The following is a 26,255-nucleotide window of genomic DNA, read 5'->3' as shown; positions in this document are numbered from 1 at the left end:
GTCAGTCCCCGCCGGTGGCGTCCAGCAGCCGGTGGAGCGCCTTCGTGTAGTTCTCGAACGCCGCCCGGCCCACCGCGGTGAGCCGGACGAGGGTGACCGGGGTCCGGTGTTCGTAGGCCTTGGTGATCTCGACGTACTCGGCGTCCTCGAGCTTGCGCAGGTGCGTCGAGAGGTTGCCCGCCGTCATGTCGAGCAGCTGCTGCAGCCGCGGGAACGTGATCTGGTCGCCGGGGCGCAACCCGGCGAGCGCCACGGTGACCCGCAGCCGCGCCTGGGCGTGGATCACCGGGTCGAGCTGCGGCAGTTCGCTCATCGGCCGGTCTTCTCGCGGACGAAGTAGACGATCGAACCGAGCAGGAACCCGCCGCCGCCGCACACGGTGAGCACGAGGAAGTTGTCGGGGTAGCCCACGAGCACGCTCAGGGCGGCCGACACGATGATCCACGCGCCGAGGCCGTACATCAGCTTGTCCTGCCACACCATGCCGCCCGCCAGGTACATGACGCCGGTGAGCAGCAGCCAGGTACCCGACCACAGCAGCGACACCTCGTCGTTCGACAGCGCCTGGAACTGCGTGATCCGGAGGTCGACGACCATCAGCCCGATCGACGACAGCGCCCAGCCGTAGCCGTACATCGCGCCGATCGTGCGGGACGGCCCGCGGATCCCGCGGCCGCTGCGGATGCTGGTGTAGGTCGTGTACGCCATCGCGCCGAGGAACAGCAGCGGGACGACGATGCCGCCGGCCACCCAGCCGGGCACCGCCACCCAGAACCGGGTGGTGAGGTAGGTGAACCCCCAGCCGAGCAGCCAGGCGAGGGCCCAGGCGGCGAGCATCCGCGCCGGGCCCCCGCCCAGTTCCCGGCGGGTCCGCCGGTTCTGCCGGGCGATCAGGTTCAGCGACTCCTCGGCCGACATCGGCTCGTCTTCCACCTGGTTCGCCCTCCTCCCGTGCAGACCCCGCACCCTGCACGGAAGCTACTGTGCCATTCGTTGCCGACCCGGCCACAGCCACGGCCCCATCGGCCCGCATCTACGGTCGCGTCCCGCTCGGCGGGCGGCCTGCTTTTGGCCCGGATCGGCAACACGCACTCAGAGCCGGGCCGTGTCCAGCCGGAACCGGCGCACGACGATCAGGGCGGGGACGACGAGCCACCCCGCGAGCACCAGCACCGCGACACCGAGCCCGCCCTGGTGGGCCAGGGGTTCGAGGCCGACACGGCCGAGCCAGTACGTCGGGAAGAAGTGCGCCACCGTCGACATCCAGGCCGGGAGGACCTCCAGCGGGATCCACAGCCCGCCGAGCATGCCGAGCGGCATCATCAGCGCGCCGGTGACGGCGCCGACCGTGTCGCCCTTGCCGAAGAGCCCGATCGCGAGCCCCAGCACGGCGAAGGGCAGGACGGCGAGCCACAGCGACACCAGCACCAGGACCCACTGCGCGGCGGTCATCTCGACCCCCGTCGCCAGTCCCGCGAGGAACAGCACCGCGAGCACCGGCAGCGCCACCGCCATCGCGGAGAGCACCTTGACGACCAGGTAGCCGGGACCGCGCATCGGCGTGAGCCGGAGCTGCCGCTGCCAGCCGTCGGTGCGTTCCTGCGCCACCCGCGTCCCGGTGAAGAGGGCACCGCCGCTCGCGCCGTAGGCGGCGAGCTTGATCATCGTCTGGACATCGGCGGGAAGGCCGTTCGCCAGCTCCAGCTTGCCGAAGATGGCGCCGAAGAGCAGGTACATCGCGACCGGCATGCCGATGGTGAAGATGGTGAACTGCGGGCTGCGGACGATCCGCTTGATCTCCAGGCTCAGGTACGTCGTGTTCACGCGGCGGCCTCCTCGGCGGTCAGCGCCAGGAAGGCTTCTTCGAGCCCGAGCGCGGTGATTTCGATGTCGGACGCCTCCGGGTGCGCCACGAGCAGGGCGCGGACGGCGGCGTCGGAGTCGGCGCAGGCCAGCTCGGCGCGACCGGCCCGCAGCTGCACGCTCGTGACTCCCGGCAGGTGCGCGAGGTCGGTCTCGGTGGCGCGCGGGACGACGGCCTTGAGCACCCGCCCGGACACCGCGGCCCGGACCTCGGCGACCGGGCCGTCGGCGACGACGGTGCCGTGGCGCATCAGCACGACGCGGTCGGCGTAGTCCTCGGCTTCGGCGAGGTAGTGCGTCGCGAACAGCACGGTCCGCCCGCCGGCGGCGAACTCGCGGATGGCCGCCCAGAACGCCCGGCGGCCGTCGACATCCATCGCCGCGGTGGGCTCGTCGAGCACGAGCAGCTGCGGGTTCCCGGCCAGGGCGAGGGCGAACCGGACGCGCTGCCGTTCCCCGCCGGACAGCTTGCCGCAGCGGCGTTTCACGAGCTTCTCCAGGCCGGCCCGGGCGATCACCTCGCTCGCGGGCAGCGGCTTCTCGTGCGTGGAAACGATCAGGCCGACGAGCTCGCCGACGGTGGCGTCCGGCAGCAGGGCGCCGTTCTGCATCATCGCGCCGACCAACCCGCGGTCGACGGCTTCGCGCGGGCTGCCGCCGGCGACGGTGACCTCCCCCGCGTCGGGCTTGGTCAGGCCGAGCAGCAGGTCGACGGTGGTCGACTTGCCCGCGCCGTTCGGCCCGAGCAACGCGACGACCTCGCCGCGCGCGACCTCGACGGACACCCCGTCGACCGCCGTGACCTGCCCGAACCGTTTGGTGAGGCCGTGGAGCGCGAACGCCGGTCCCCCAGTCATGGCGTCCTCCTTTCCTGGACTTTGTAGCGCAAAGTTGCTGCGCACTTTGTAACACAAAGTCCACGAGAACTCAAAGCTCCCGGCGTCGGAAACCCGAGCGCCCCAAGGCGGCCTTGGTTGCGTCTGACGCACCCAATGTGGCCTTCGGTGCGTCTGACGCACCGAAGGCCACATTGGGGCGCTTGGGGCGACCCCGCAGGTCAGCCGAGGAACCGCCCGGCGGCCACGCCCTGCGCCGCCGCGAGGGAGTCGGCCTTGGCAGCCGTCGGCGCCGGCGGTGTCGGCTGCGGCAGCGGGGCGCACTCGACGTCCGCCGTGCGGCCCGGCTTGCGGGCCGGGAGGGCACCCGTCGCGAGGTAGTCGGCGATCTTGTTGTCGACGCACGCGTTGCCGCGCGGGGTGATCGCGTGGCTCGTGCCGCCCGGCTCCGCGATCAGCGAAGCGCCCGGGAACCGGCTGCGGACCTCGAGGCTGCCTTCGAACGGCGTCGCCGCGTCGAGCGTCTCGTCGATCATGAGGACGCTCTGCACGCCCCGGCCGTCGATCTTGGCCGGCTTGCCCGCCTTCGCCGGCCAGTACAGGCAGGGCGCGTTGAACCAGGCGTTCAGCCAGGTGAAGTACGGGGCCTTGGCGAAGGTCCGCCAGTTGTCGCGCTTCCACTGGTTCCAGCTCTGCGGCCACTGGACGTCGGTGCACTGCACGGCCAGGTACACCGCGAAGCTGTTGTCGTCGCCGCGGCCGCCGAAGGCCTCGAAGAGCGTCTTCCAGTTCTGCCAGTCACCCTGGTTGACGAACCGGGACAGCGCGTCGCCGAGCAGCGTCCACCGCAGCTGGTAGTAGCTCGCCTGCTGGATGACGTCGAGGATCTCGTCCGGCCCGATCACGCCGCCGGCCGGGTGGAAGGACGTCTTGAGCAGCTGCTCGTTCACCACCTGCTGCACCGCGGCCTCGGTCCTGCCGAGGTGGTAGACGTCGTCGTGCTGGGCGACCCACCCGAACCAGATGCGGATGTTGCGGTCGAAGGCGATGTCCTGGTTCAGGTTGTCGCCGTACCAGACGCCCCGGGGGTCGACCGTCGAGTCGAGCACCATCCGGCGGACGTTCTGCGGGTACAACGAGCCGTACACCTGGCCGAGGTAGGTGCCGTAGGAGTAGCCGTAGAAGTTCAGCTGCTTCTGGCCGAGCGCCCGGCGGATGGAGTCCATGTCCGCGACCGTGTCGGTCGTCTTCATGTTTTCCAGCAGCGCACGCGAGTTGTTCTTCGCGCAGGCTTCGGCGTACCCCTTCGAGCGGTCGAGCCAGGTCCGCTCCAGCTGCGGGGTGAACGGCACGTACTGCGGCCGGTTGTAGTCCATGTAGTTCGGGTCGCACGACAGCGCGGGCTTGCTGGCGCCGACACCGCGCGGGTCGAAGCCGATCCAGTCGTAGGCGTCCCCGGCGTGGTTGGGCACGCGCGGGCCGCGGGTGGCCAGCAGGAGGCCGGAGCCGCCGGGGCCGCCGGGGTTGGTCAGCATGACACCCTGGTACTGCGCGTCCGGCACCTTGTGCTTGACGCGGCTGACGGCGAGCTGGATCTGCTCCCCGGCCGGCTTGCGGTAGTCGAGCGGCACCGAGAGGTACCCGCATTCGGCGCCGGCGGCGACCAGCGTGGGGTTGGTGCACGGGCCCCAGGCGATCGAGGCCGGTCCGGCGGGTGCGGCGGTCGCGGCCGGAGCGGCCACGAGCGCGGACGCCGTCGCGGCGGCGGCTACCGCGGCGATTACGGCTCGTCTCACTGTTTTCTTCCTTTCCCTGCGACTTCGGGCGGGAGAACCCTAGACCCGGCGCGGGCCCGGCGGGACGGTCAACCGGGTGCGCGCCCTCGAATGCCCTACGAAAGGTGGAAATCGGGTGGCGCGGGCGTTCCGGGATCCCGTACGGTCGGTTTCGTGATCTTCTTCATCCGGCTCCGCCTCGGCTGAGACGGCGTGACCGCCGGGCCCCCGCGGATCGGATGGGCCCCTTCCCCTGCGCGCCGTCTGTTTCTTCTCCCGTGAAGGAGCACCATGCTGCGCAAACACATCCTCATGGTCGGCTGCACCGCGCCGAGCCACGTCTACCCGTCGCTGGGCGTGCTCGCCGAGCTGGTCCGCCGCGGGCACCGGGTGTCCTACGTCGTCGGGGCACCGCTGGCCTCGCTGGTGGCGCCGAGGTCGTCGAGCACCCGACGTCGTTCCCGCTCGGCGAGGCCGCCGAGTGGCCGGAGGAGCCGGCCGAGGCCATGCGCGTCTTCCTCGACGAAGCCATCGCGATCCACCCGCAGCTGACCGCGCGGTTCGACGCCGACCGGCCGGACCTCGTGCTGTACGACATCGGCGGGCTCGGTGCGCCGCTGCTGGGGTTGCGGTACGGCGTCCCGGCCGTCCAGCTGTCCCCGACGCTGGTGGCGTGGGAGGGCTACGACGAGGAAATGGCCCCCGTGCTGGAACCGATCAGGACCTCACCGTCCGGTGTGGACTACGCCGCGACCTACGCGCGGTGGCTGGCCGCCCACGGCGTTTCGGCCGATCCCTGGCAGTGGATCGGGCATCCGCCGCAGGTCCTTTCGCTGATCCCGCGGGCCATGCAGCCCCACGCGGACCGCGTCGGGCCGCACGTGCGGTTCGTCGGGCCGTGCCTCGACCCGGCGCGGCAGGCGGACCGGTCGTGGACGCCACCTTCGGCGGGCCGCCCGGTGCTCCTGGTGTCGTTCGGGACGGCGTACAACGACCAGCTCCCGGTGTATCGGGACTGCATTGCGGCGTTCGCCGCGGACTGGCACGTCGTGCTGTCGATCGGGAAGCACGTTTCGCCGTCGGATCTGGGGCCGCTGCCCGGCTCCGTGGAGGTGTTCGAGAGCGTGCCGCAGCTGGCTGTGCTGGAGGCGGCCTCGGCGTTCATCACGCACGCGGGGATGGGCGGGGCCACGGAAGCGTTGTGGTTCGGGGTGCCGACGGTGGCGATTCCGCAGGCGGCGGACCAGTTCGGCAACGCTGACCGGCTCGAGGCGCTCGGGGTGGGCATGCACCTGCCCGCGGAGTCGGTGACGGCTTCAGCACTGCGAGCGGCGGTCGACGAGGTGGCCTCTTCAGCTTCCGTTGCTGCGCGGCTGGCTGAGCTGGAGGCGGAGATCCGGGCGCACGGCGGGATTTCCGTGGCCGCGGACGCCGTGGAGTCCTTTGTGGAGTGATCAGGTCCGGTAGCGCGGGCGTAGGAGTTGCTGCTGCCGCCGCTGTTGCCGGAACCGTTCAGCGTGAGCAGGAGGATCAGCAGCACGGTGCCGGCGACGACGACCGCGATCGCCACCGCGAGCCAGATCTTCGCGCGGCGGGACAGCTTCTTCTTCTCGGGAGCTTCGTCGCTTTCGGCGGCCGGCACCGGTTCGGTGGCGGCCGTCTCCGGCTCGGCGGCGGCCGTCTCCGGCTCGGCGGCGGCCGTCTCCGGCTCGGCGGCGGCCGTCTCGGGCTCGGCCACGACCGGTTCCGGGGCCACCGGCGGCTCAGCCGCCACCGGCACCGGCGCGGTCCGCGGCCCGGGCTCGGCGGCGGCTGGAGGTTCGGGCGCCACCACCTGGACCGGCGGCTCCGGCGCCACCTCGACCGGCGGCTTCGCCACCACCTCGACCGGTGGCTCCGGCGGCACCACCTCGACCGGCCCGTCGGCCTCGGCCACCCAGGCGGCCGCCGCGGCCGAGACCGTCCGGCTGTCGTCGTCCACCAGCCGCCGGATCTCCTCCGCCGTCCGCTCCCGCACCAGGCCGTTGCCCACCTGGTTCAGCCGCTTCAGCCCCTCCAGGGCGTTCAGCCGGTCCGACGCGATCGGGCTCGCCAGGCCGTGCCGCAGGTACTCCGGCAGCTGCCAGCGCGGGTTCCGCGCCAGCACGATCCGGCCCTCCACATCGGACTGGTGCTTCGGCCGCTGCCGCGGCATCTCGGCCACCACGCGCTCGTGGACGTAGCTGTACAGCTCGTCCACCGTGACGTCGCCGTCGCCGTCGAGGTCCGCGCTGCCGTCGCGCAGGCCGGCCACGAGGTGCCGGGTGAACACCGAACGGGCCGCCGAGCCCACCACCGCGTCGCCTTCGAACGAATACTGCGTCGCGTCCGACGCCGTGAGCACCGCGCGGCCGCGGCCCTGGAACCGCTCCAGCGTGTGCACGTCCGTGCCCGCCTTCGCCAGCTTGCCCGCCGGGAACGCGCCGCTGTAGCAGCAGTCCAGCACCAGCACCTTCTGCCGCGAGGGGCAGCCCGCCATCGCCCGGTCGACCAGCTCCGCCGCCAGTGCGGTGAACATCAGGCTGTCGCGGCGGGTGTTGGCCATGGCCAGGTACAGGCTGCCGTCGTCGTCCTTGACGCCGTGACCGGTGAAGTACAGCAGCGTCAGCTCGTCGCGGCGCCTCCCCCGGTAGAACTCGCCGATCGCCTCGCCCACGACGTGGTGGGGCTGGTCGACCAGCGTCGTCACCTCGAACCCCGCGATCGCCGGGTCGCTCAGGACCGCGGCCAGCTCCCGCGCGTCGCCGCCGGGCGCGGTCAGCCGCCGCAGCGCCGGGTCGGCGTACGTCTCGGTCGCGATCAGCAGCGCGTGCCGGCTAGCCATGGCGCCGGACGAACGCGTCGATCAGCTGCTGCCGCTCGGCCGGCGTCGCCCGCTCGAGTTCGACCGTGTCGCCGTCGACCGTCACCTTGATCTTGTGCTTGCCCGCCTGGCGGCCGAGCCAATCCCGCAGCGTCTCCACCAGGCCCGGGAACACGCCGCCGGCCGCGCTGAACGCCACCACGAGCGAGCCGATCGTCACCGGATCGGCGGCCTTCGCGCCCGGCGGGAGCTCACCCGGGACCGCCACCAGGTCGACGTCCAGCTCGCCCAGTTCGGCCCGCAGCCGGCGGGCGAGCAGGTCGAGCTCTTCGGCGTCGGCCTCGTCCTCCGGCTCGAGCCGCAGCAGCGCGCTCCGGGTGTCCGATTCGGTCATGGGCGCCATGGTCCGCCCGGAAAGCGCAGGTGACAAGACCCGATCGGGCACTGTCCGCCACGGTCAGGCGCGGATCTCGTTGAGGTAGTTGTAGATCGTGTACCGCGTGACGTCGAGGCGCCCGGCCAGGTGGTCGACCGCGTCCTTGATGAGGAAATAACCGGCTTCGTCGAGTTCCCGCACCACGGCCGCCTTGTGCCGCTTCTTCATCAGGTCCACCGGGATGCCGGCCTTGGTGACGGCGCGGTCCACCAGGAACCGCTGCAGGCTGTCGACGTCCGGTGGGAAAGTCTCCGGCTCGCCGTTCCCGCCGGGGGACGCGGCCTCCTCGACGCTGTTGACGCACAGGCAGCCGACCGCGACGCCGTCGGCGTCCCGCAGGAACAGCGTCGAGGAGCGGATGGGGCGGCCGTCCGGGCCGTGCGTGCGGTAGTTCGTCAGGTCCTGGGTGGTGCCGCGGCGGACCAGGCCGAGCAGCAGGTCGGTCATCGGGCCGCCGACGCTGCGGCCGGTGAGGTCGCCGGCGATGGCGACGATCGAGTCCGGCAGCCGGCTCAGGTCGTGCAGCAGCACCTCGTTGCCGGGCCCGAGCATCGCCGCGAGCCCCGGGATGGCCGGGACCAAGGCGGTGAGCACCTCGTGCGTCGTCGCACCGGCGGCCGGGACGACCAGCGGTTCGCGCGGCCGCGTCAGGGTCTCCAGCGCTTCCCGGAGCAGGTCGGCGGAGGCCGCGGGGGTCGAGGCGTGCGGCGAAAGCCGGACGTGCTCGGGCCGCACGGTCGCCGCGATCCCGGCGTTCGCCAGGGCCGCCCCGACCTGCTCGGCGGGGTGGCCGGGCAGGGTGAACGCCAGAATTCCCGCGCGACGGTCGACGGCCGAGACGACTTCGGCGCCGCAGGAGGCCAGTACCTCCTCGAAGGAGGCCAGCCGCTCGGCGATCCGCGCCGCGATGGCGCCGACCCCGGCGTCCTCGACGAGTTCGAGGGCCTCGGCGAACGCCCCGGAGGTGATCGGGCTGAGGTTGGAGATCGACCACGCCTGCGCGGTCGCGTCCGGCGGGTGGATTTCGTCGTCGAACAGGCCCGGGTCGCGCGCGCCGGTCCAGCCGGACAGCACCGGGTCCATCCGGTCGAGGGCGCGGTCGGACAGCACCGCGAAGCCGGTCCCCCAGCCCGCGCGCAGCCACTTCTGGCCGCCGACGACCAGGACGTCGGCGGCCTCCCACGGCTCGTCGACGACGCCGAAGCCCTGGATGCCGTCGACGACGAGCAGCCGGTCGCCGACGGCCTCCCGCAGGGCGGCCAGGTCGGCGCGGTAACCGGTGCGGAAGTCGACGGCGCTGACGCTGACCGTCGTGATCTCCGGCGTCAAGGCCTCCGCCACGCGCTCCGGCGTCACGTACCCGCCGGTCAGGCGCCGGACGCGCAGGCGGCCGGCCTGTTCGGCGCGGGCCCACGGGTAGGTGTTGGCCGGGAACTCCGACGCGGACACGAGCACGTCACCGGTGCTGTTGAACGCGGCCTGGAACAGTCCGAGGCTGGTGTGCGGGAGCAGCACGGTGTGGTCGGTGTCCGAGCCGGACAGCCGCGCCGCCGCGGCCTTGGCCCGGATCTCCTGCCGCATCAGTTCGTCCACTGTGGACGGCCCAGCCGTGGTGGCCTGGTCGAGCAGGGCGGCCGTCGTGTCGAGCACCGCGTGCGACGGCGGCCCGAAGCGGGCGAAGTCGAGGTAGCCGGCGGGCTCGTCGAACTGGAGCAGGTACCGGGGCGAAGTCCGCGTCACGCGAGGATCCTCGCCAGGAACTGCCGGGTGCGGTCGTGCTTCGGCGCGCTCAGCACCTCCGAGGGCGGCCCGGTCTCGACGACGGCGCCGTCGGCCAGGAACACCACCTCGTCGGCGGCCTCCGCGGCGAAGCTCATCTCGTGCGTCACGACGACCATGGTCATCCCCTCCCCCGCCAACGTACTCATCACTTCGAGGACCTCGCCGACCAGCTCCGGGTCGAGCGCGGACGTCGGCTCGTCGAACAGCATCAGCTTCGGCTTCATCGCCAGCGAGCGGGCGATCGCCACGCGTTGCTGCTGCCCGCCGGACAGCTGCGCCGGGTAGGCGTCGGCGCGGTGCGCGAGCCCGACGCGGTCCAGCAGCTCCCGGCCCTGCCGGCGGGCGTCGTCCGGTTTGAGCCCCAGTACCCGGATCGGTCCCTCGACGACGTTCTCCAGCGCCGTCCGGTGCGCGAACAGGTTGAACCGCTGGAAGACCATCCCGATGTCCCGGCGCTGGCGCGCGACATCGCGTTCGCGCAGCTCGTACAGCTTGCCGCCGCGCTGCCGGAAGCCGATGGGCTCGCCGTCGACCCAGATCTGGCCGGCGTCGATCGTCTCGAGGTGGTTGATGCAGCGCAGGAACGTGCTCTTCCCGGCGCCGGACGGGCCGAGGAGACAAACGACCTGTCCCTTGTGGACTTCGAGGTCGATGCCGCCGAGGACTTCGGTGTGGCCGTAGGACTTCCGGACACCGACGGCACGCAGCAACGGCTCAGACACGGGCACTCCTCACCAGCGGCACGCCGCGCAACGCCTTGCCCGCGCGGGCGAGCGGCCCGCGGGAGGCCAGCTGATCGACACCGCCGAACGCGCGTTCCAGGTAGTGCTGGCCGACGCCGGCGACGGTCACCACGACCATGTACCAGACGGCCGCGGCCAGCAGCGTCTCCATGACGAGCAGGTTGTTCGACGAAATGTTGTTGGCCGCGTGGATCAGCTCGGTCACGCCGATCACCGACGCCATCGACGTGCCCTTGAGCATGTTGATGAAGTCGTTGCCGGTGGGCGGGATGATCACGCGCATGGCCTGCGGCAGCACGACCCGGCGCAGCGTGGCGGCCGGCGTCATGCCGATCGACTTCGCGGCCTCCGTCTGCCCGCTGTCCACGCTGTTCAGCCCCGCCCGGACGATCTCGGCCATGTACGCGCTCTCGTTGAGCGCGAGGCCGAGGAACGCGGCGGTGAACGCGCTGATCAGCACGTTCGTCTGCTCGTGGACGAGGAACGGGATGTCGATGACCGGGAAGACGAGCGCCAGGTTGTACCAGAGCAGGATCTGCAGCAGCACCGGAAGCCCGCGGAAGATCCAGATGTAGCCGGCGGCGAACCAGCGGGCGACCGGGTTGGCGCTGCGGCGCAGCAGGGCGATGACGATGCCGAGCACGATCGCGACGCCCTGGGACAGCACGGCCAGCACGACGGTGTTGAGCAGGCCGGTCGCCATCACCTTGTAGAAGACGAAGTCCGGGACCTGGCTCCACGCGATCTGCGCGTTGCCGAGCGCGATGCCCAGCAGGACGAGCAGCGCGAGGATGATCGCGGCGGCGACCCAGCGGCCCCAGTGCCTCAGCCGGACGATCGGCAGCGGTTCCGCCGCCGCCTCACGATCCACCATTGACCGCGGCCTCCTTGATCGCGCCCTGCTCCACGCCCCAGGCCTGCAGGATCTTGCCGTAGGTGCCGTCGGTGATCAGGGCCTGCAGCGCCTTCTGCACGGAGTCGCGCAGCGCGGTGTTGGTCTTGTTGACGCCGATGCCGTACGGGCCGCCGTCGATCGGCTCACCCGGGACGACCTCGAAGAACTTGCCCTCGCCCGCGGTGCGCGAGATGTAGACGGCGCTGGGCAGGTCGTTCAGGATCGCCTGCACGCGGCCGGTGCGCAGCTGGTTCTGGTTCTGGTTGTCGCTGTCGGTCGCGGTGACGGTGATCGCGGGCTGGCCGGCCTGCGTGCACTTGGTGCTCTGCTCGGCGGCGAACTTCTGGTGGCTGGTGCCCTGCACGACGGCGACGTTCTTGCCGCAGAGGGTGTCCGGGCCGGTGATGCCGTCGGGGTTGCCCTTGCGGATCATGATCGTGATGCCCGAGGTGAAGTAGTCGACGAAGTCGATCTGGGCCTGGCGGGCCTTCGTGTCGTTCATGCCGGCCATGGTCAGGTCGATGCGGCCGGACTGGAGGCTGGTGATGAGCGAGCCGAAGGCCATGTCCTGGTGGGTGACGGGCACGCCGAGCTTGGCGGCGATGGCCTTGGCCAGGTCGACCTCGTAGCCGATCGGGGTCTTCCCGTCGGCGGCGTAGAAGTTGTTGGGCGCGGACTGCAGGTTGGACGCCAGGTGCAGGCCGGCCTGCTTGACGGTGTCCGGCAGAGCGGCGTTGAGCTGGGCGTCCTTCTGCACGCCCTGGACGATCGCCGCGGTGTCCGGGATGCCGGCCGCGGGCGCCCCGGCGGCCTGCGACGTCCCGCCCGCGCCGTCCGGACCGCCACCACAAGCCGTCACCAGCACGGCAACGCTCGCGAGCAACACCGCCTGCACGGCACGAGAACGGGACATAACGGACCTCCACTGTTCGGCTGGCCGGAACGCTACAACTCGTTGTTGAAGAGGTCAACTCAGTGTTGAATTCCTGTCCGGTGCTAGCTTCGCGGACATGAGCCTGCGGATCGGCATCCTGGGGGCGGCTCGCATCGCGCCCGCGGCCCTGGTCAAGCCCGCTGCGTCCGTCCCATCGGTGTCGGTGACCGCGGTGGCGGCCCGGTCGCAGGACCGGGCGCAAGCGTTTGCGACCAGGCACGACATCCCCTCGGCGTATGCGTCGTACGAGGCGCTGTTGGCGGACCCGGACATCGACGCGGTGTACAACCCGCTGCCGAACGGCCTGCACGGCCGTTGGACGCTCGCCGCGCTGGCGGCCGGGAAGCACGTGTTGTGCGAAAAGCCGTTCACGGCGAACGCCGCGGAGGCGCGCGAGGTCACCCGGGCGGCGGCCGAGTCGGGCCGGGTCGTGATGGAGGCGTTCCACTACCGCTACCACCCGCTCGCCCTGCGGGTGGAGGAGATCGTGGCGTCGGGCGAGGTGGGTGCGGTGCAGCGCGTGGAGACGGCGGTGTGCTTCCCGCTGCCGAAGTTCTCCGACATCCGCTACGACTACGGCCTGGCGGGCGGCGCGACAATGGACGCGGGCTGCTACGCGGTCCACATGGCCCGCATCTTCGGCGGCGAGACACCGTCGGTGGTGTCGGCTTCGGCAAAGCTGCGGTCACCTTCGGTGGACCGGGCGATGAGCGCGGAGCTGCGCTACCCGTCGGGCCACACGGGCCGGGTGGAGTGCTCGATGTGGTCATCGTCGGTGCTGAAGATCAGCGCGAAGGTGATCGGCGCCCGCGGTTCGGTGTCAATGGTCAACCCGCTGATGCCCCAGGTGTACCACCGGCTGTCGGTCCGCACGGGCGACAGCCGCCGAACGGAAAAGTTCCCCCGCCGATCGACGTACGCCTACCAGCTGGACGCGTTCGCGGCGGCGGTGCTGCAGGGCACCCCGGTGAAGACCTCGGCAGCGGACGCGGTGGAGACGATGACGGTGATCGACGAGATCTACCGGGCCGCGGGGCTGCCGCTGCGCGAGCCGAGCTGAACGCCAACCTCAAGGGACACGTCGACACAAACCGGCGGCCGGCAGCGCAAGCCGACCAACGACGTCACCAGACCTCCCCCGCCCCTCATCCCAGCCTTCCCTTCAGCCGACGGGCGGGTTTGTCAAGGCACGCTTTCCCGCCTTGACAAACCCGACCGGCGGCTGAAAATCCCCCCGGAGGGGCGGGGGAGGTCGGACCCGCCTGCCGCGGCAGAGCTGAGCCACGGCAGAGCTGAGCCCGCACGTCGGCGAGCGCGAAGCCGAGGAGGTTCGACCCCCGCCACGCCCGCGGCTTCTCCGCACGCGGGTCGTCGGCGGCCAGGCCGATTCCCCAGACCCGGTCGACCGGGCTCGCCTCGACGAGCACCCGGTTTCCGGTTCCGGCCAGATACCGTCCCAGCTCTGGGTTCCGGCCGAACTTCGCCGCATTGCCGTCGACCACGATGCCGTAGCGGTGGGCCACCCAGGTCGCCTCGTCGAAGCCACGCACCCGGCGGCCGAAGTCCTTGGCCTGCTTCGGATGGACCGCCGCGAGCACCTGCGCGGCCACCTCTTCGTCGCCGAAGAGCTTGGCCTTGCGCCACATCATGTAGTGCTCGGCCGTGGCGAAGCGGACCTCGTCGACCGCGAACGGCGACGGCCACCACTGGCTGAAGCAGCCGGCACCCATCCCGCCGCCGCGGGGTGGCCGGTGGCCCCAGAAGTACACGTACTTGAACCGCTGCCCCGCGTCGAGGGCGCGGGTCAGCTCCTCGACACTGCGCGGGTGACCGGTCATGCCGCCAGTCTCACCCACGAACCGGCCGTCCCGCACCCGAATTCGCGCCGGGCGCGGGACGGTCGAGGGAGCTACGCCGCCACGTAGTTACCGCTCAGGATCAGCAACACCTGGATCGTGATCCCGGTTCCGTAGTAGTCCGTCGCGTCCGGGGACCACGACGACACCGCCGTCCACAGCTTGTCCAGCCACACCTGGCTGCCCGGGTCCGTCATCGCCGCCACCGCGAACGGCGCGGTGAAGCACGGGTGCTGGCCGCTACCCGTCTTCGAGCCCGACAGCGAGTACCCGCTCTGGATCTTCGCCGGGTCGCCGCCCGTGGCCGACTTGATCCACGTGTTCATCTTGCGGACCTGCGCCGCCGCCGCGCTGCCGGGGAACGAAATCGCGTCCGCGCCCAGGCGCCACGGGTCACGGCAGGCGTTCCAGCTGTACTTGCCGTCGTACGGGCCCTCGAGGAAGCCCGACGGCGCCGGCTTGGGGGTCGTGTTCGTGTTGACCACGAAGTCCGGCAGCAGACCCGTGTTCGGCGCGTACGACGACTGCAGCTGGCTCACCGCCGTCTCCGAGCGCGTGCGGACCGACGTCCAGAAGCTGTCCCCGGTCGCCGCGGCGAACGCGCGCAGGTGGCCCGGCATCCAGTCCGACGAGCGCGAGCTGTTCCGGTAGTCCGCGTCGTTGCCCCAGTCGCCCAGCAGCGTGAACTTCGTGGTGCCGTTGACCTCGCTCTTCTTGATCGCGTTGATGATCCGGACGGCCTCGGCCTTGTAGTCGACCGGACCGCCGCTGCCCCACTTCTTGTCCGCGATCAGCAGGCCGTAGGCGATCTCCAGGTCGCCGTCGGTGGCGGAGTCGCCGCCGTCGACGCTCTTGCAGTTCGCGTCCTGCTCGGCCGCGTGCAGGTCCTTGTTGTTGACCGACGGGTGCGCCTTGACGAACTTCAGTATCCCGTCGACGATCGAGCGCGCCTGCGGGTCCTTCTCCGCCATCATCGCCGAGATCGTCATGCCGTAGCCCTCGCCCTCGGCGACGAAGGCGTGGTCGGCGTCCTTGGACAGCACCGCGTACGTGCCGCTGCCGCACTTGGTCGTGAGGAAGTTCTTCTTCCAGAAGTCGTAGTACTTCTGGAGCGCGGCGTCCTGCGTGGCCTGCGAGACGGACGGCCGCAGCGTTCCCGGCACGTACGGCGTGCCCGCCGCGGACGCGGCCGCCGGCACGCTCACCAGCCCCGCGGCGAGCGCGGCCGAAACCACCACCGCCCGGACGACTTTCTTCATGGCTCCTCCGTAAAGACATCGTTGGCTGCGGCGAAGGTGGTCGAAGCCTGACAGACGGTTCAAGAGCAGGTCAAGAGGGTTAGGAAACTTTCCTAACTATTACCGTCTGTGGGTCCCGGGCACGCCCGCGCCCCGGACGGACTAGCGTGACGGGCATGGAGATCGATCGCGGCGCGGACTTCCGCGCGTTCTGGACCGAGCGCCGGCTGGCCACCCTGACCACCGTCCGGCCCGACGGCACGCCGCACGTCGTCGCGGTCGGCGTGACCGTGGACTTCGAGACCGGCATCGCCCGGGTGATCACCCGGGACGGCTCGGTGAAGGCCCGGCTCGCCCGGCAGGCGGGCGCCGAAGGCCTGGCGGCCGCGGTGTGCCAGGTCGACGGCCGCACCTGGTCTACTTTGGAGGGACGGGTGGTGCTGCGCGACGACCCGGAGTCCGTCCGCGACGCCGAAAACCGCTACGCCGCGCGCTACCGCACCCCTCAGCCGAACCCGCACCGGGTGGTCCTGGAGATCGCGGTGAGCCGCGTGCTCGGCAACGCCTAAGCCGCGCGGGAGTGCACCAGCCGCGCGTACTCCGCGAGCAGCTCCGCCAGCTCGCCGTGCTCCCCCGCCGACGCGAGCTGCTGGTGGCCGACCAGCAGGGCCATCCCGAGCGACGTCAGCGTCCGGGCCAGTGCCCGGTCGCCGACGATGCCCCGGACCGCCTTGCCGACCGTCCGCAGCCGGGCGTCGTCGACGCGCTTCTGCACCGCACGCACGGTTCCGTCGTTGCGGGCCCAGGCCCGGATGGCCGCCTCGGCCTCGTGGGGCAGCCCCAGGGTGAGGTCCATCAGCGCGGCGAAGTCGGCCGCCGGGCCGCCGCTGCCGAACCCGCGCTCGCGCAGGATCAGCACCTGGCGGTTCTCCCAGTGGGCCAGCAGCTGGGCCACGAACCCCGGCCAGCCGCCGAAGTGGTGGTAGAACGAACCGCTCGTGACGCCGAGGCCGCGGCACAGCGTGCCGACGTTCAGCTCGGTGAACCCGTGCCGCGCCAGCACGTCCAGCGCGGCCTCGAAGTACCCCTGCCGGGTGACCGGCGGCATCAGACGTTCCGGTCCCGGTCCCGCCAGTAGGGTTCGCGCAGTGAACGCTTGAGGATCTTGCCGGTCGCGTTGCGCGGCAACGCCTCGACGACGTCGACACTGCGCGGGCACTTGTAGTGGGCCAGCCGTTCGCGGCAGAACTCCACGATCTTTTCCGCGTCCTTTTCCGCGTCGAGCCGGTCACCGGCGACGACGGCCTTGACCTGCTCGCCCCAGCGCTCGTCCGGCACACCGATCACGGCCACCTCGGCGACGCCGGGGAACTCCGCCACCACGCGTTCGACCTCCGGCGAGTAGACGTTCTCACCGCCGGTGATGATCATGTCCTTGACGCGGTCCTCGAGGAACAGGAACCCGCCGTCGTCGAGGCGGCCGACGTCCCCGGTGCGGACCCAGCCGTCCACAATGGTCTCCGCGGTCGCTTCCGGCTTGCCGAGGTAGCCGGCCATCCGCTGCTCGGTGCGCACCCACACCTCGCCGGCTTCGGCGTCCGCCGAGGTGACCGGATCCACGATCCGGATGTCCACTCCGGACAGTGCGGTGCCCGCCGAGGCCAGCCGTTCCGGGCGGGTGGTGTCCCGGTGCGCCTCGGGGTCGAGCGCGGTGACCGCGCCGGAGAGCTCGGTCATGCCGTAGACCTGCGCGAACTTGACCTCCGGCCAGGCGGCGAGCACCGTGCGCAGCAGCGGGAGCGGCATCGGCGAAGCGCCGTAGCAGAGGTACTTCAGCCGGGAGAACGCCTGAAGCGCGGCCTCGCCGGCCTGGGCGATCCCGGCCACGACGGCGGGCACCAGGAAGGCGTGCGTGATGCCGGCCTGCAGCGCGGCGAACAGCGAAGCCGCGTCCGGCTCGCGGGTCAGGTAGGACGGTTCGCCGTAGAGGAACCCGGAAACCGCGTAGCAGCTGCCGCCGACGTGGAACAGCGGCATCGCGACGAGGTTGAGGTCACCCGGGCCGATCGGGAACGCGGTGCCGGCGGCCAGGCCGTGCGCGAGGACGCTGCGGTGGGTCAGCACCGCGCCCTTCGGGAAGCCGGTGGTGCCGCTGGTGTACATGACCAGCACGCCGTCGTCGGTGTCCACCTCGGTTCCGGCGTGCGGCTCTCCGGAGGCCAGGAAGGCTTCGTACTCGTCGGCGTCCCCGCCGACGACGACCACCCGCTCCACGGCGGGCAGCCGGTCGCGGATCGCCTCGAGCGCGGGCACGAGTTCGGCGCCGACGAAGACGGCTTTCGCGCCCGCGTCCGCGAGGACGTACGCGAGTTCGTCACCGGACAGCCGCCAGTTGACCACCGCGTTCGCCGCGCCGAGCCCGGCCGCGGCGAAGGTCGTCTCCAGGCAGGCGGGGTGGTTCTTGTCGACGAAGGCGACCCGGTCGCCCCGGGCGATCCCGGCGGCCGCGAGGGCCCCGGACAACCGCCGGACCCGCGCGTCGAACTCCGCCCAGGTCCACTTCCGGTCGCCGAAGATCAGCGCGGTGTCCTCCGGGCGCTCCCGCGCCCAGTGGGCCAGGAGCTCGCCGAACAACCGGACCCGCGGGCGGACGTCTTCGGGCATGGGCGTTCCCTTCGGACCGGCACTGGACCATAGACCGCTCTATGGTGCGCGGCGGCCCGAGGTGCGTCAACACCGGACAACCGGTCGCACACTGGGTCGCCGATCGGTGTTTTCCTTACCCCGTCGGCCGTCGGAGCGACGCCGGGCGACACGGCCGGGGGCACCTCGTCGAAGACGTCATGGCCGTCCCCTAGGCGAACAGCGCGAGCAGGCCCTCGGCCGACCGCACCACCACGTGCGCCGCCGCGCGCTCCGCGTGCGGGCGGTCGGGACGCTCGGCCTCGTGCCGCCAGCGCCGCAACGCGTCGAGGCCGGCCTCGTAGATCTCGTTCGGGTCGGCGTCCGGTTCCAGGCCGAGGCGGTCGGCCGGGGCCGTGCCCTGCGCGCCGAGCAACCGGACCGCTTCCTCCGCGGGCTCGCCGGACAGCGCCGTGCGGCCGCCACGGATGTCGGCGATCAGGCGCAGTTCCCGGAAGTCGTGCGCCGCCGCGGCGAACCGCTCCACGCGGGACACCAGGCGGTCCCCACCCGGACGCGGGTGCGCCGTAAGGAGCGCCTCCAGCCGGATGATCGCCGTGCGCGCCTTCAACGCCTCGGCCCGGGCGACGAAACACCCGGCGAGGGTGTCCCGCAACTCGCCCAGCCCGCTGCGGCGCACCAGTTCCGCGGACAGTTTCACGCGGTCGTCGCAGCCGGTGCGGATCAGGGTCAGGGCCAGCCGGACGCCGAACATCCCGAACCGCACCACCAGCGACCGCCGCGTCTCGACCGGGATCGGGCCCGGGAACGCCGGGTCGGTGAACGAATCCACCGACAGCACGTGCCGTTCCAGTTCCTGCCGCGGCACCGCGGCGAACGCGGCCAGCAGGTCGAATTCGTCGTCACGCAAGGAGCGGCCGCCGTACGCCAGTTGCCCGGCGACGGCGATCACGCCGAGGAAACCCGTGCACAGCGGGTCTTCCCGCCACGCGCGCCGCGCCAGCTGCTTCGCCGTCAGCAGCGCGTCGATCCGGCCCGCGCCGACCTCGTCGGCCCGGGACAGCACCAGCACCGAGTTCACCGCGCTCTGCCGCGCGAACGCCGAGCCGCCCGGCACGCGCGCCGCCGCGAGCTCGTCCGGCTCGAGGTGGCGGACCAGCCGGACCGTCGCGTCCGGGACCTCGTCGGCCGGGCCGGGGTCGTCCAGCAGCACGAGGTCGCGCAGGGCCCGCGTCGGCCATTCACCCAGTGCGGCGGCCAGCGTCGTCTTCCCCGACGAAGGCGCCCCCGTGAACGCGACGCGCAGCGGCTGCGCCAGCCGGTTGAGGCAGTCGTGCAGCAAGGCCGAAGCCCGCGGGTCGTCCCGGTAGAGCCCGGCCGCGGCGTGCAGCAGGTCGCGGACGTCCTGCGTCACGCCGAAAGCTCCCGCCGCTGCTGCCGTCCGGCGATCGTGCCCAGCTCGCCCGCGCGCTGGTGCAGGGCGGCGAGCCGGTCGATCTCGCGGCGGAAGTGACCGGTCCGCCGCTCCCGCTCGGCGGTGCCGGCCAGGATCGTCTCGCGTTCGCGCGTCAGCTCGTCGGCGAGTTCTTCGGCCAGCCCGGTGAAGTGGTCGCGCAGGCGCCGCTGGACGACGCGGACGGCGTCCCGGCATTCCTTGCTGAACCGCAGGAACACGTCGTCGACGTGCCGCTGCGCCGCCTGCTTGGCGACGGCCTGGCGGCGCTGCAGCCGCATCCCGCCCTCGTCCTTGATCGTCTTCGCGGCGAACGCCGCACCGGCGCCGAGCGAGACCGGGTTGATCAGCGGCAGCCCGGCGAGGCTGGTGACCAGGCCGAACATCAGCACACCGCCGTAGGACCCGCGCAGGCCGGTGAAGGCCTGCTGGCCGATCTTGAACTTCTCGATCTTCGGCCGCCCGACGTCGTCGAGGTGCTCCAGGCCCGAGCCGTCGAGCCGCAGGTCGGGCAGCGCGCGGTCGTACTGGGCGCCGAAGCAGGCCGCGACCGCCTGCGCGATCCACTCCGCCCGGTCGGCCAGCCACGAGTAGTTGGTGTCGACCGCCTCGGCCAGCGCGTTGTCCAGCCAGGGCGCGAATTCGTCCCACACCTTCGCCGGGTCGCCCTCGTCGAAGGTCCGGTCGATGGTGTTGACGATCTTGCGGGTGCGCTCGCGCAGGTCGTACTCGGCGTCGGAGAGCAGGTCGGTGATCTCGTCGGACAGCAGGTTCTGCCACCGGGTGTTCTGCCGGCGCAGGTCGTCGGCGCGGCGCTGGGCCCGCTGCAGCAGCGCGGCCTGGCCGAGCCCGGCGTCCTGGGCGACGGCATCGACGCGGTCACGCAGCGACTCCACCAGTTCGGCGGCCGCGGCGCGGACGCCGACGGCGGCGAGCAGCGCGCGCGACTGCTCCGGCGGGCGCGCGGCCTGCTCGGCGATCCAGCCCAGCAGCTCCGGGAAACCCGAGCGGGCGTTGAGTTCCGCGTCGCCGGTCTTCGCGGCGGCCTGGCGCACGACGGCCGAGACCGGCAGGACGGGTGCGTCGACCCCGGCTTCGCCCAGCATGGCCCGGTCGCGTTCGGCGATCGCCCGCCACCCCGGGCTGGCGTCGATCTTCGTCAGCGCCAGCACGACGTGGGGACACCACGTGCGCACGTGCCGCGCGAGCGCCAGTTCGGCAGGGCTCAGCGGGGCGGTCGCGTCGGAGACGAGGATCACCGCGTCGGCTTCGGCGAGCAGGTCCAGCGCGGCGGCGGTGCGCGGTGACCGCGGGTCACCGACCGGCGGGGTGTCGACCAGGACGAGGCCGGCCGAAAGGAGTTCGCGCGGTACGCCGACCTCGACGCGGCTGAGCGTGCCGGCGGGCCGGGCGCCGAGTTCGCCGGTGAGCCGTTCGACCGGAACGGGGATCCGTTCGCGGGACCGGCCGACCAGCGTCGCGGCGGGTTCGGGGGCGTAGGCGATTTCGGTGGGCACGGCGGGGGTCGCGGCGTCGCCGACCGCGCACACCGGCGCGTTCAGCACGGCGTTGAGGAGGTAACCCTTGCCCTGTTTGGGGAAGCCGAGCACGCCGAGCCGGGTCTGCCCCGCCGGGGCGTCCCGGCGTCTGCGCAGGCGCTCGGCGAGATCGGCGCGGCCGTGCGTGCGGCACGCGTCCAGCGTCTCGTTGAGCACTTCGAGCCAAGCCGGTGCGGTCACGATGGTCGAGTGTCCCCGGTTCACTCCCCGTACGCACACCGGGTGCCCGTCCCGCAGCTGCACCCAGACCGCGGGACGGGCACCGGTGACCGGTTCGGGAGTCAGTGCCCGATGTGGATGTCGTTGTGGCCGAGGTCGCCGACGTGGAGGTTGCCCAGCGCGTTGTGGCTGAGGTTGTCGGTGACGCCCGACACCACGTCGTGCACCGCGTCGACACCGTTGCTGCTGCCGATTTCGCCGACCACGTTGTGGTCGATGCCGGCCGCCCCGGTCACCGTGGTGACGGTGTTGTGGGTGATGTCGCCGATGCTGTGCTGGACCGCGCTGGTCACGTCGCCGCCGACGTGCTTGACGTCGAGGTCGCCCACGTTCTTCAGCGTGCCGGTGAAGTCGCCGATGTGGCTGGTGACGTCGGTCGCGCCGGTCACGGCGCCGGTGACGGCCCCGGTCAGGTCGCCGGTGTGCACCGGCGAAACGACGTGGCCCGTGACGCCGGTGACGACCTGGTCGGCCTGGCCGACCACGTTGCCGCTCTCGACGGCGCCGGTGACGGCGCTGCCCAGGTTGCCGAGCGCACCCGCGTCGATGCTCTGGGCCAGGTCGCCGCCCAGGCCGAGGGAGCTGGTGGCGTCGCCGGCGAGCGCGGTCACGGTCGCGACGTTGTTGGTGACGTCGGTGACGGTGCTCACGGAGTGGCCGAGACCGCCGAGGCCCGGCAGGCCGAGGCCGCCCACGCCCGGCAGCTCGCCGACACCCAGGTCGCCCACGCCCGGCAGGTCGGAGACGGCCGGCAGGCCGAGGCCCGCGGTGAGGGCGGTGAGCTGGTCGATCGCGCCCTGGATGCCGGGGGCGTCGGTGCCGACGCCGCCCAGGTCGCCGACGACGGGGAGGCCGCCCACGGCCGGGAGGCTGTCGACCGGCACGTAGTCGAGGACCAGCGGGATGACCTCGTGCACGTCGGCGGCGCTCACGTCACCGAGACCGGCGGCGGCGAGGACGCCCTGCGGGTCCGTCCCGAAGGCCGCCAGCGCGGTGGGGTCGTTGAGCAGGTTGAGCGCGAAGTCGTGCAACGTCTGCACGGATTCCATGGAGTTCTCCTGGTCCGGTGGTTCGGGGGACGGCAGCGACCGCAGGGACCGCTGCTCCGTGATCAAGGTAGGGAGACCGTCCCCCCGCGCACATCGGGGATCACTCCGAGTCGAAGTCCGGTCAGCCGATAGGGGATCGATATGTCATCGTTAGGGAGTTAGGGGCTCATCCGAGACGCGCTCAGTTGGGTTAAATCCCTCCAGAGGCTTGCCTGACTAACCCGTTTGGGTGAGGATGCCCCGAACCCTAGGGGGAATTGCCTGCCCCCGATCGGCCGCCACGAGGTGAGGAGGAAAGCGCCGTTGCCCTACGTCCTCGGGATCGATGTGGCCCAGGGCCGGACCCACGCCGCGACCTGCCACCGCCAGGGCCCCGGCTGGGGCGAGCCCGACCCCCTCTGGCTGGGCGAGCGGTCCCCGGCCGCGGCGTCCGCGCTGTTCCTCGACGACGAGGGGTACCTGCTCACCGGGGATGCCGCCGCCCAGGCGGGCGCCCGGGTCCCGTCCCGGCTGCTCACCGGCTTCCACCGGCGGATCGGCGACGACGTGCCGATGCTCGTCGAGGGCGAGCCGTTCCCGCCCGAGACGCTCACCACCGTGCTCGTCGAAGGGATCGCCGAGCACGCCGCGAACCTGTTCGGCGAACCCCCGCACCACCTGGTGCTGACCCACCCCGGCGACTGGGGCGGCTACCGCCGTGAGGTGCTGCGCCGGGCACTGGCCGACGCCGGGTTCACCGCCGTCACGCTGGTCCCGGGCTCGCTCGCCGCCCTCGGCGCGCACCTGCCGGTGCCCGGCCCCGGCGCGCAGGTCGCCGGCGTGTGCGAGTTCGGCGGTGACGGCGTGCACGTGACGCTGGCGACGGCGAGCGGCGCGAGTGGCTGGCAGCTCGGCCCGAGCGCCGAGGGCGTCGCCCCCGCGGCCGCCCTCAGCACGCTGTTCGCGCTCGCCGGAGCCGCCTCGACGTCCCCCAGGGGCCTCGCCGGAGTGGTGTTCTGCGGCGACGTCCCGCCGCACGCGCTGCCCGCCCGGCCGCCGTGCCCGATGTTCGCGGGACCGGTTCCGCCGGCCACCGCCGCGCTCGGCGCGGCCGCCCTCGCGACGCTGCGCGCCGACCACCGGGGGACCCCCCAGGAACCCCCGGCCGTCGAGACCACCTTGCTCCCCCAGGTGGACACGTTCGGTGAGCTCGGCGAGCGGCCGCCCCGGCCGCCGGTCGAGATCACGCCGTTCGAACTGCCCGAGCGCACGGGCCCGCTGACCCTGTTCCGGCGGCGGCGTCCCCTCGCCGCCGCGATCCTGGTGCTCGCCGCGGCCGCCTCGGCCGCCGTGATCACCGTCACCGCCCGCGAAGCCACCGCAGGCCCCGCTCCCGCCCCCACCCACTGCGTCCCCTCCGGTGAAGGTCACTGTTGAACACACTGCTCACGCAGGTTCCCCCGCCGCACACGGTCCCCGTGCACCCGGCGGCGCGGCAGCTGCTCGACCGTGTCGCGGCCGAGCCGGCCGCCCCGCTGCGGCTCGCCGTCGTCGCCCCCGGCGGCTACGGCAAGAGCGTGCTGCTCGCCGCGCTCGACCGCCGGTACCGCGAAGCCGGTGTGGACGCCGTGCTGGTCGACGACGCCGACCGGCTCGGCCCCGACCAGCTCGAGGAGCTGCTCGCCGACGCGGACGGGCCGATCGTCGTCGCGCACCGGCCGGCCGCGGTGGCGCCCGGCTGGACGCTGCTGCAGCTCGGCCCGCTCGGCGTCGAAGACGTGGCACGGCTGATGTCCGCGGTGACGGGTGCGCCCGCCGACCCGGCCGCCGCGGCCGAACTGCACGCCCGCAGCGGCGGGGTGCCGCGGCTGGCGGAGCGCGCGCTGCTCGGGCGGCTGGAGGAGTTCCGGCCCGAGCTCGACGAGCTCGACGACGACGTCCTCCGCTACCTGATCGCGGCCGAGGCCGGCGCCGGGCGCAACCTCGACCTGCTGTGCGCGCTGCTCGACCGCGGCCCCGACCGGCTGCCGGCCATCGTCGAGGCGGCCCGCGCGACCGGTCTGCTCGCTCCCGACGACACGCTGCTGCCGCTGGCGGCCGCCGCGATCCGCGACTTCGGCCCGCCCGCGCGCCGGCTGACGACGGTGCAGCGGCTGGTCGAGCTGCAGCTGGCCAACGGCCTGCCGGTGCTCGACCTGGCCCGCTCCCTGCTGGGCACGGGCACCTCCGGCGCGTCCGCGGCCGCCGCGTTCGCCGCCGCGGCGGCGGAAGCGCTGCCGTCCGACGCGCGCCTGGCAGCGCAGCTGTTCGAAGCCGCCGCCGAAGCGGGCGACCGCTCCGCGGCCGTCACGGCGGGCTGGGCACGCGCGGCCGCGCTGTCCGGCGACCTCGACACCGCGCTGCGGCTCGGCGACGGGATGCTCGGCGCGGCCGACGCGGAAACCCGCGCGGCGGGCGCGGAAATCGCGGCGACCGTGCTGGCCCACCGCGGCGAACTGGCCCGCAGCGCCGAGCTGTACCACTGGGCGGGCCGCGCCGACGCGTTCTCGGCGACGGCGCTGCTCGGGACGGGCGACCTCGAGGGCGCCCGGCGTCTGCTCGACTCCCCCACCCCGGGCGTCGCACCGACGCTGTTCGCCGGCGCGGCCACCCGGATGGCCCGCGGCATCGTGGATTCGGTGTCCGGCTGCGCGACGGAGACGTTGTCGACGCTGCTGGGCGCGGCCACGATGCTGGAGCCGGCGCTGGGCGGCATGCTGCTGCCGGACAGCCCGGCGGCGCTGGCCGCGCTCGTCGCGCTGCACACGGGCGAGCTGGCGCTGGCGGAGTCGGTGCTCACCCGCGCGCTGGCCGGCGGAACCGGCGGCGACCTGCTGGCCGTCCGCCACCGGTTGCTGCTGGGCTGGGTCGCGATGACGGCGGGCGACCTGGCGACGGCCGCGGAACACCGTGACGCCGTCGCGGGCCGGGCGTTGGAAGCGCGCGACGAGCTGTTCTTCGCGACGCTGGAGCTCGGCTTGGCGCGGCGGGCGAGTGACCTGGTCGGGCTGCAGCGATCGTGGAACCGGGCGTACCAGGCCTCGATGCGGCAGCAGACGGACCTGTTCACGTTGCTGCCCCTGGGCGAGCTGGCGATCGCCGCGGCCCGCACGGGAGCGTTCGCCAAGCTGTCGGGCCAGTTCGAGCGCGCCCACAGCTTGCTCGCCCGCCTCGGCGAACCCCCATTGTGGACGGTCTCGCTGGTCTGGCACGAGCTCCACGCGGCGATCACGGTGGAGGACGCGGACGCGGTCGAGGCCCATTTGGCAACGTTGACAACGCACGCCCACTGCGGCCGCTACCCCCGAGCTTTGGCGACGGCGGCCCAGGGCTGGCTGGCGGTACTCGGCGGAACGGCCGCCCCCGACACGATCTCCGCGGCGGCGGCCGAGCTGCACGACCTGGGCCTGCGCTGGGACGCGGCCCGCTTGGCCGGCCAGGCGGCGATCCGCACCTCCGACCGCAAGGCGATGGTCCAGCTCCTGGAGGCGGCCCGCCAGTTCCAGGGAACGGCGGCCCGCCGCGAACCGGGCACGTCTTCGGAGCCGGCGGCGGGCACGGGCTTGGCGGCGCTGAGCGAGCGCGAGTTGGAAGTGGCCCGGCTGGTGGTGGAGGGGCTGACGTACAAGCAGGCGGGCAGCAAGCTGTTCATTTCCGGGAAGACGGTGGAGCACCACATGGCCCGCATCCGGGGGAAGCTGGGGGCGGCTGATCGACGGGAGCTGCTGGCGACCCTGCGCGAGTTGCTGGCGCGCCCGGATGCTCCTTAGGCGGCCGGCTTTTGGTGCTTGGGGTCGGGCTGTGGGATGTCCGCGATGCTGCTGGGGGGCCACCGCCTGCGCTTGCTGCAGGTTGACGGGCTTGTCGAAGTGGTAGTCCTGTAGCTGGACAGGTGGCTGACCCGAGCTCGTCCGTAACGCGGGCTGGCGCTCGGTGCGCTTGGGTCCTGGTCACCGGTGGCGACCAGGACGACGCACGTCCCACGGAAGTGCCTCCACTGGCCCCGCCCTCTTCAGTGGGGGTTCCGGCGAAGTTTTCCGGCAGACGGGTGGGCGGCGTTGCGCGGTGAGGATGCGTGCGCGGCATGGGAAAGTCGATAGCCGCTTAGCCGGTG

The 26,255-nt window shown here is 72.4% G+C and carries 21 protein-coding genes and 2 pseudogenes; 5 read left to right on the top strand and 18 right to left on the bottom strand.

Annotated elements, in window-relative coordinates:
* Window position 1: 1 nt before the first annotated feature.
* The 5 genes from ACLJOU_RS31575 to ACLJOU_RS31555 form a co-directional block, all read right to left on the bottom strand.
* A complete protein-coding gene (locus ACLJOU_RS31575) occupies window positions 2-313 on the bottom strand; it encodes a transcriptional regulator (protein ID WP_410572466.1) in 312 nt (103 codons plus the stop codon).
* Window positions 310-933: a hypothetical protein gene (locus ACLJOU_RS31570; protein ID WP_410572464.1), complete on the bottom strand. Its 624-nt coding sequence runs from the start codon at window positions 931-933 to the stop codon at window positions 310-312. Before ACLJOU_RS31570 ends, ACLJOU_RS31575 begins: the two co-directional genes overlap by 4 nt.
* Before the next feature lie 159 nt (window positions 934-1,092).
* On the bottom strand, window positions 1,093-1,824 hold the full coding sequence (locus ACLJOU_RS31565) for an ABC transporter permease (protein ID WP_410572462.1): 732 nt from the start codon (window positions 1,822-1,824) through the stop codon (window positions 1,093-1,095).
* Window positions 1,821-2,720, bottom strand: a complete 900-nt coding sequence (locus tag ACLJOU_RS31560) for an ABC transporter ATP-binding protein (protein WP_410572460.1) — start codon at window positions 2,718-2,720, stop codon at window positions 1,821-1,823. The genes ACLJOU_RS31565 and ACLJOU_RS31560 overlap by 4 nt, the downstream gene beginning before the upstream one ends.
* A 200-nt stretch (window positions 2,721-2,920) precedes the next feature.
* Window positions 2,921-4,495 (bottom strand): alpha/beta hydrolase, encoded by a 1,575-nt coding sequence (locus tag ACLJOU_RS31555; protein ID WP_410572458.1) that lies wholly within the window; start codon window positions 4,493-4,495, stop codon window positions 2,921-2,923.
* A 270-nt stretch (window positions 4,496-4,765) separates the two neighbouring features.
* Between ACLJOU_RS31555 and ACLJOU_RS31550 the strand changes: the two are divergent.
* Window positions 4,766-5,928: pseudogene (locus ACLJOU_RS31550) on the top strand (macrolide family glycosyltransferase).
* 722 nt (window positions 5,929-6,650) lie between these two features.
* Here ACLJOU_RS31550 and ACLJOU_RS31545 read toward each other — a convergent pair.
* The 6 genes and pseudogenes from ACLJOU_RS31545 to ACLJOU_RS31520 all read right to left on the bottom strand — a co-directional run.
* A pseudogene (locus ACLJOU_RS31545) lies at window positions 6,651-7,337 on the bottom strand (caspase domain-containing protein); the annotation flags it as partial.
* Window positions 7,330-7,710, bottom strand: a complete 381-nt coding sequence (locus ACLJOU_RS31540; RefSeq protein ID WP_410572456.1) for an effector-associated constant component EACC1 — start codon at window positions 7,708-7,710, stop codon at window positions 7,330-7,332. The gene ACLJOU_RS31540 and the pseudogene ACLJOU_RS31545, both read right to left, overlap by 8 nt.
* 63 nt (window positions 7,711-7,773) lie before the next feature.
* The gene (locus ACLJOU_RS31535) at window positions 7,774-9,492 is read right to left on the bottom strand and encodes an aminotransferase class V-fold PLP-dependent enzyme (protein WP_410572454.1); all 1,719 of its coding nucleotides are present in this window, start codon (window positions 9,490-9,492) and stop codon (window positions 7,774-7,776) included.
* Window positions 9,489-10,256, bottom strand: a complete 768-nt coding sequence (locus ACLJOU_RS31530) for an amino acid ABC transporter ATP-binding protein (protein ID WP_410572452.1) — start codon at window positions 10,254-10,256, stop codon at window positions 9,489-9,491. The genes ACLJOU_RS31535 and ACLJOU_RS31530 overlap by 4 nt, the downstream gene beginning before the upstream one ends.
* Window positions 10,249-11,151 carry an amino acid ABC transporter permease gene (locus tag ACLJOU_RS31525; RefSeq protein ID WP_410572450.1) on the bottom strand — a complete coding sequence of 301 codons (903 nt, stop codon included), beginning with the start codon at window positions 11,149-11,151 and terminating at the stop codon, window positions 10,249-10,251. The genes ACLJOU_RS31530 and ACLJOU_RS31525 overlap by 8 nt, the downstream gene beginning before the upstream one ends.
* Window positions 11,138-12,085, bottom strand: a complete 948-nt coding sequence (locus ACLJOU_RS31520) for an ABC transporter substrate-binding protein (protein WP_410572448.1) — start codon at window positions 12,083-12,085, stop codon at window positions 11,138-11,140. The genes ACLJOU_RS31525 and ACLJOU_RS31520 overlap by 14 nt, the downstream gene beginning before the upstream one ends.
* Before the next feature lie 97 nt (window positions 12,086-12,182).
* On the opposite strand from ACLJOU_RS31520, the gene ACLJOU_RS31515 reads away from it, so the two are divergent.
* Window positions 12,183-13,166: a Gfo/Idh/MocA family protein gene (locus ACLJOU_RS31515; protein ID WP_410572446.1), complete on the top strand. Its 984-nt coding sequence runs from the start codon at window positions 12,183-12,185 to the stop codon at window positions 13,164-13,166.
* Window positions 13,167-13,251: 85 nt separating this feature from the next.
* Here ACLJOU_RS31515 and ACLJOU_RS31510 read toward each other — a convergent pair whose 3' ends face one another.
* Together ACLJOU_RS31510 and ACLJOU_RS31505 are read right to left on the bottom strand one after the other, a co-directional pair.
* Window positions 13,252-13,944, bottom strand: a complete 693-nt coding sequence (locus ACLJOU_RS31510) for an NADAR family protein (RefSeq protein ID WP_410572444.1) — start codon at window positions 13,942-13,944, stop codon at window positions 13,252-13,254.
* Window positions 13,945-14,015: 71 nt separating this feature from the next.
* The gene (locus ACLJOU_RS31505) at window positions 14,016-15,221 is read right to left on the bottom strand and encodes a glycosyl hydrolase family 8 (protein ID WP_410572442.1); all 1,206 of its coding nucleotides are present in this window, start codon (window positions 15,219-15,221) and stop codon (window positions 14,016-14,018) included.
* Between the two features lie 155 nt (window positions 15,222-15,376).
* Between ACLJOU_RS31505 and ACLJOU_RS31500 the strand changes: the two genes are divergently transcribed.
* Window positions 15,377-15,769 (top strand): TIGR03618 family F420-dependent PPOX class oxidoreductase, encoded by a 393-nt coding sequence (locus ACLJOU_RS31500; protein ID WP_410572440.1) that lies wholly within the window; start codon window positions 15,377-15,379, stop codon window positions 15,767-15,769.
* On the opposite strand, the gene ACLJOU_RS31495 is transcribed toward ACLJOU_RS31500, so the two are convergent.
* The 5 genes from ACLJOU_RS31495 to ACLJOU_RS31475 form a co-directional block, all read right to left on the bottom strand.
* Window positions 15,766-16,308 (bottom strand): TetR/AcrR family transcriptional regulator, encoded by a 543-nt coding sequence (locus ACLJOU_RS31495; protein ID WP_410572438.1) that lies wholly within the window; start codon window positions 16,306-16,308, stop codon window positions 15,766-15,768. The genes ACLJOU_RS31500 and ACLJOU_RS31495 overlap by 4 nt on opposite strands.
* Complete coding sequence (locus ACLJOU_RS31490) at window positions 16,308-17,864, bottom strand: acyl-CoA synthetase (protein WP_410572436.1); 1,557 nt, start codon at window positions 17,862-17,864, stop codon at window positions 16,308-16,310. Before ACLJOU_RS31490 ends, ACLJOU_RS31495 begins: the two co-directional genes overlap by 1 nt.
* A gap of 190 nt (window positions 17,865-18,054) precedes the next feature.
* Window positions 18,055-19,257: a GTPase gene (locus tag ACLJOU_RS31485; RefSeq protein ID WP_410572434.1), complete on the bottom strand. Its 1,203-nt coding sequence runs from the start codon at window positions 19,255-19,257 to the stop codon at window positions 18,055-18,057.
* On the bottom strand, window positions 19,254-21,035 hold the full coding sequence (locus ACLJOU_RS31480; RefSeq protein ID WP_410572432.1) for an isoniazid inducible protein IniA: 1,782 nt from the start codon (window positions 21,033-21,035) through the stop codon (window positions 19,254-19,256). Before ACLJOU_RS31480 ends, ACLJOU_RS31485 begins: the two co-directional genes overlap by 4 nt.
* Before the next feature lie 101 nt (window positions 21,036-21,136).
* On the bottom strand, window positions 21,137-22,123 hold the full coding sequence (locus tag ACLJOU_RS31475; protein ID WP_410572430.1) for an IniB N-terminal domain-containing protein: 987 nt from the start codon (window positions 22,121-22,123) through the stop codon (window positions 21,137-21,139).
* A gap of 303 nt (window positions 22,124-22,426) precedes the next feature.
* Here ACLJOU_RS31475 and ACLJOU_RS31470 point away from each other — a divergent pair, with 303 nt between their 5' ends.
* Both ACLJOU_RS31470 and ACLJOU_RS31465 read left to right on the top strand, forming a co-directional pair.
* Window positions 22,427-23,539 carry a molecular chaperone DnaK gene (locus ACLJOU_RS31470; RefSeq protein ID WP_410572428.1) on the top strand — a complete coding sequence of 371 codons (1,113 nt, stop codon included), beginning with the start codon at window positions 22,427-22,429 and terminating at the stop codon, window positions 23,537-23,539.
* Entirely contained in the window at window positions 23,536-25,911 is a 2,376-nt protein-coding gene (locus ACLJOU_RS31465; protein ID WP_410572426.1) for a LuxR C-terminal-related transcriptional regulator, read from the top strand. The genes ACLJOU_RS31470 and ACLJOU_RS31465 overlap by 4 nt, the downstream gene beginning before the upstream one ends.
* Window positions 25,912-26,255 lie beyond the last annotated feature (344 nt).

The organism is Amycolatopsis sp. cmx-4-61, from assembly GCF_046548775.1.
Lineage (GTDB): Bacteria > Actinomycetota > Actinomycetes > Mycobacteriales > Pseudonocardiaceae > Amycolatopsis.
This window is presented reverse-complemented; position numbering and strand designations above follow the sequence as displayed.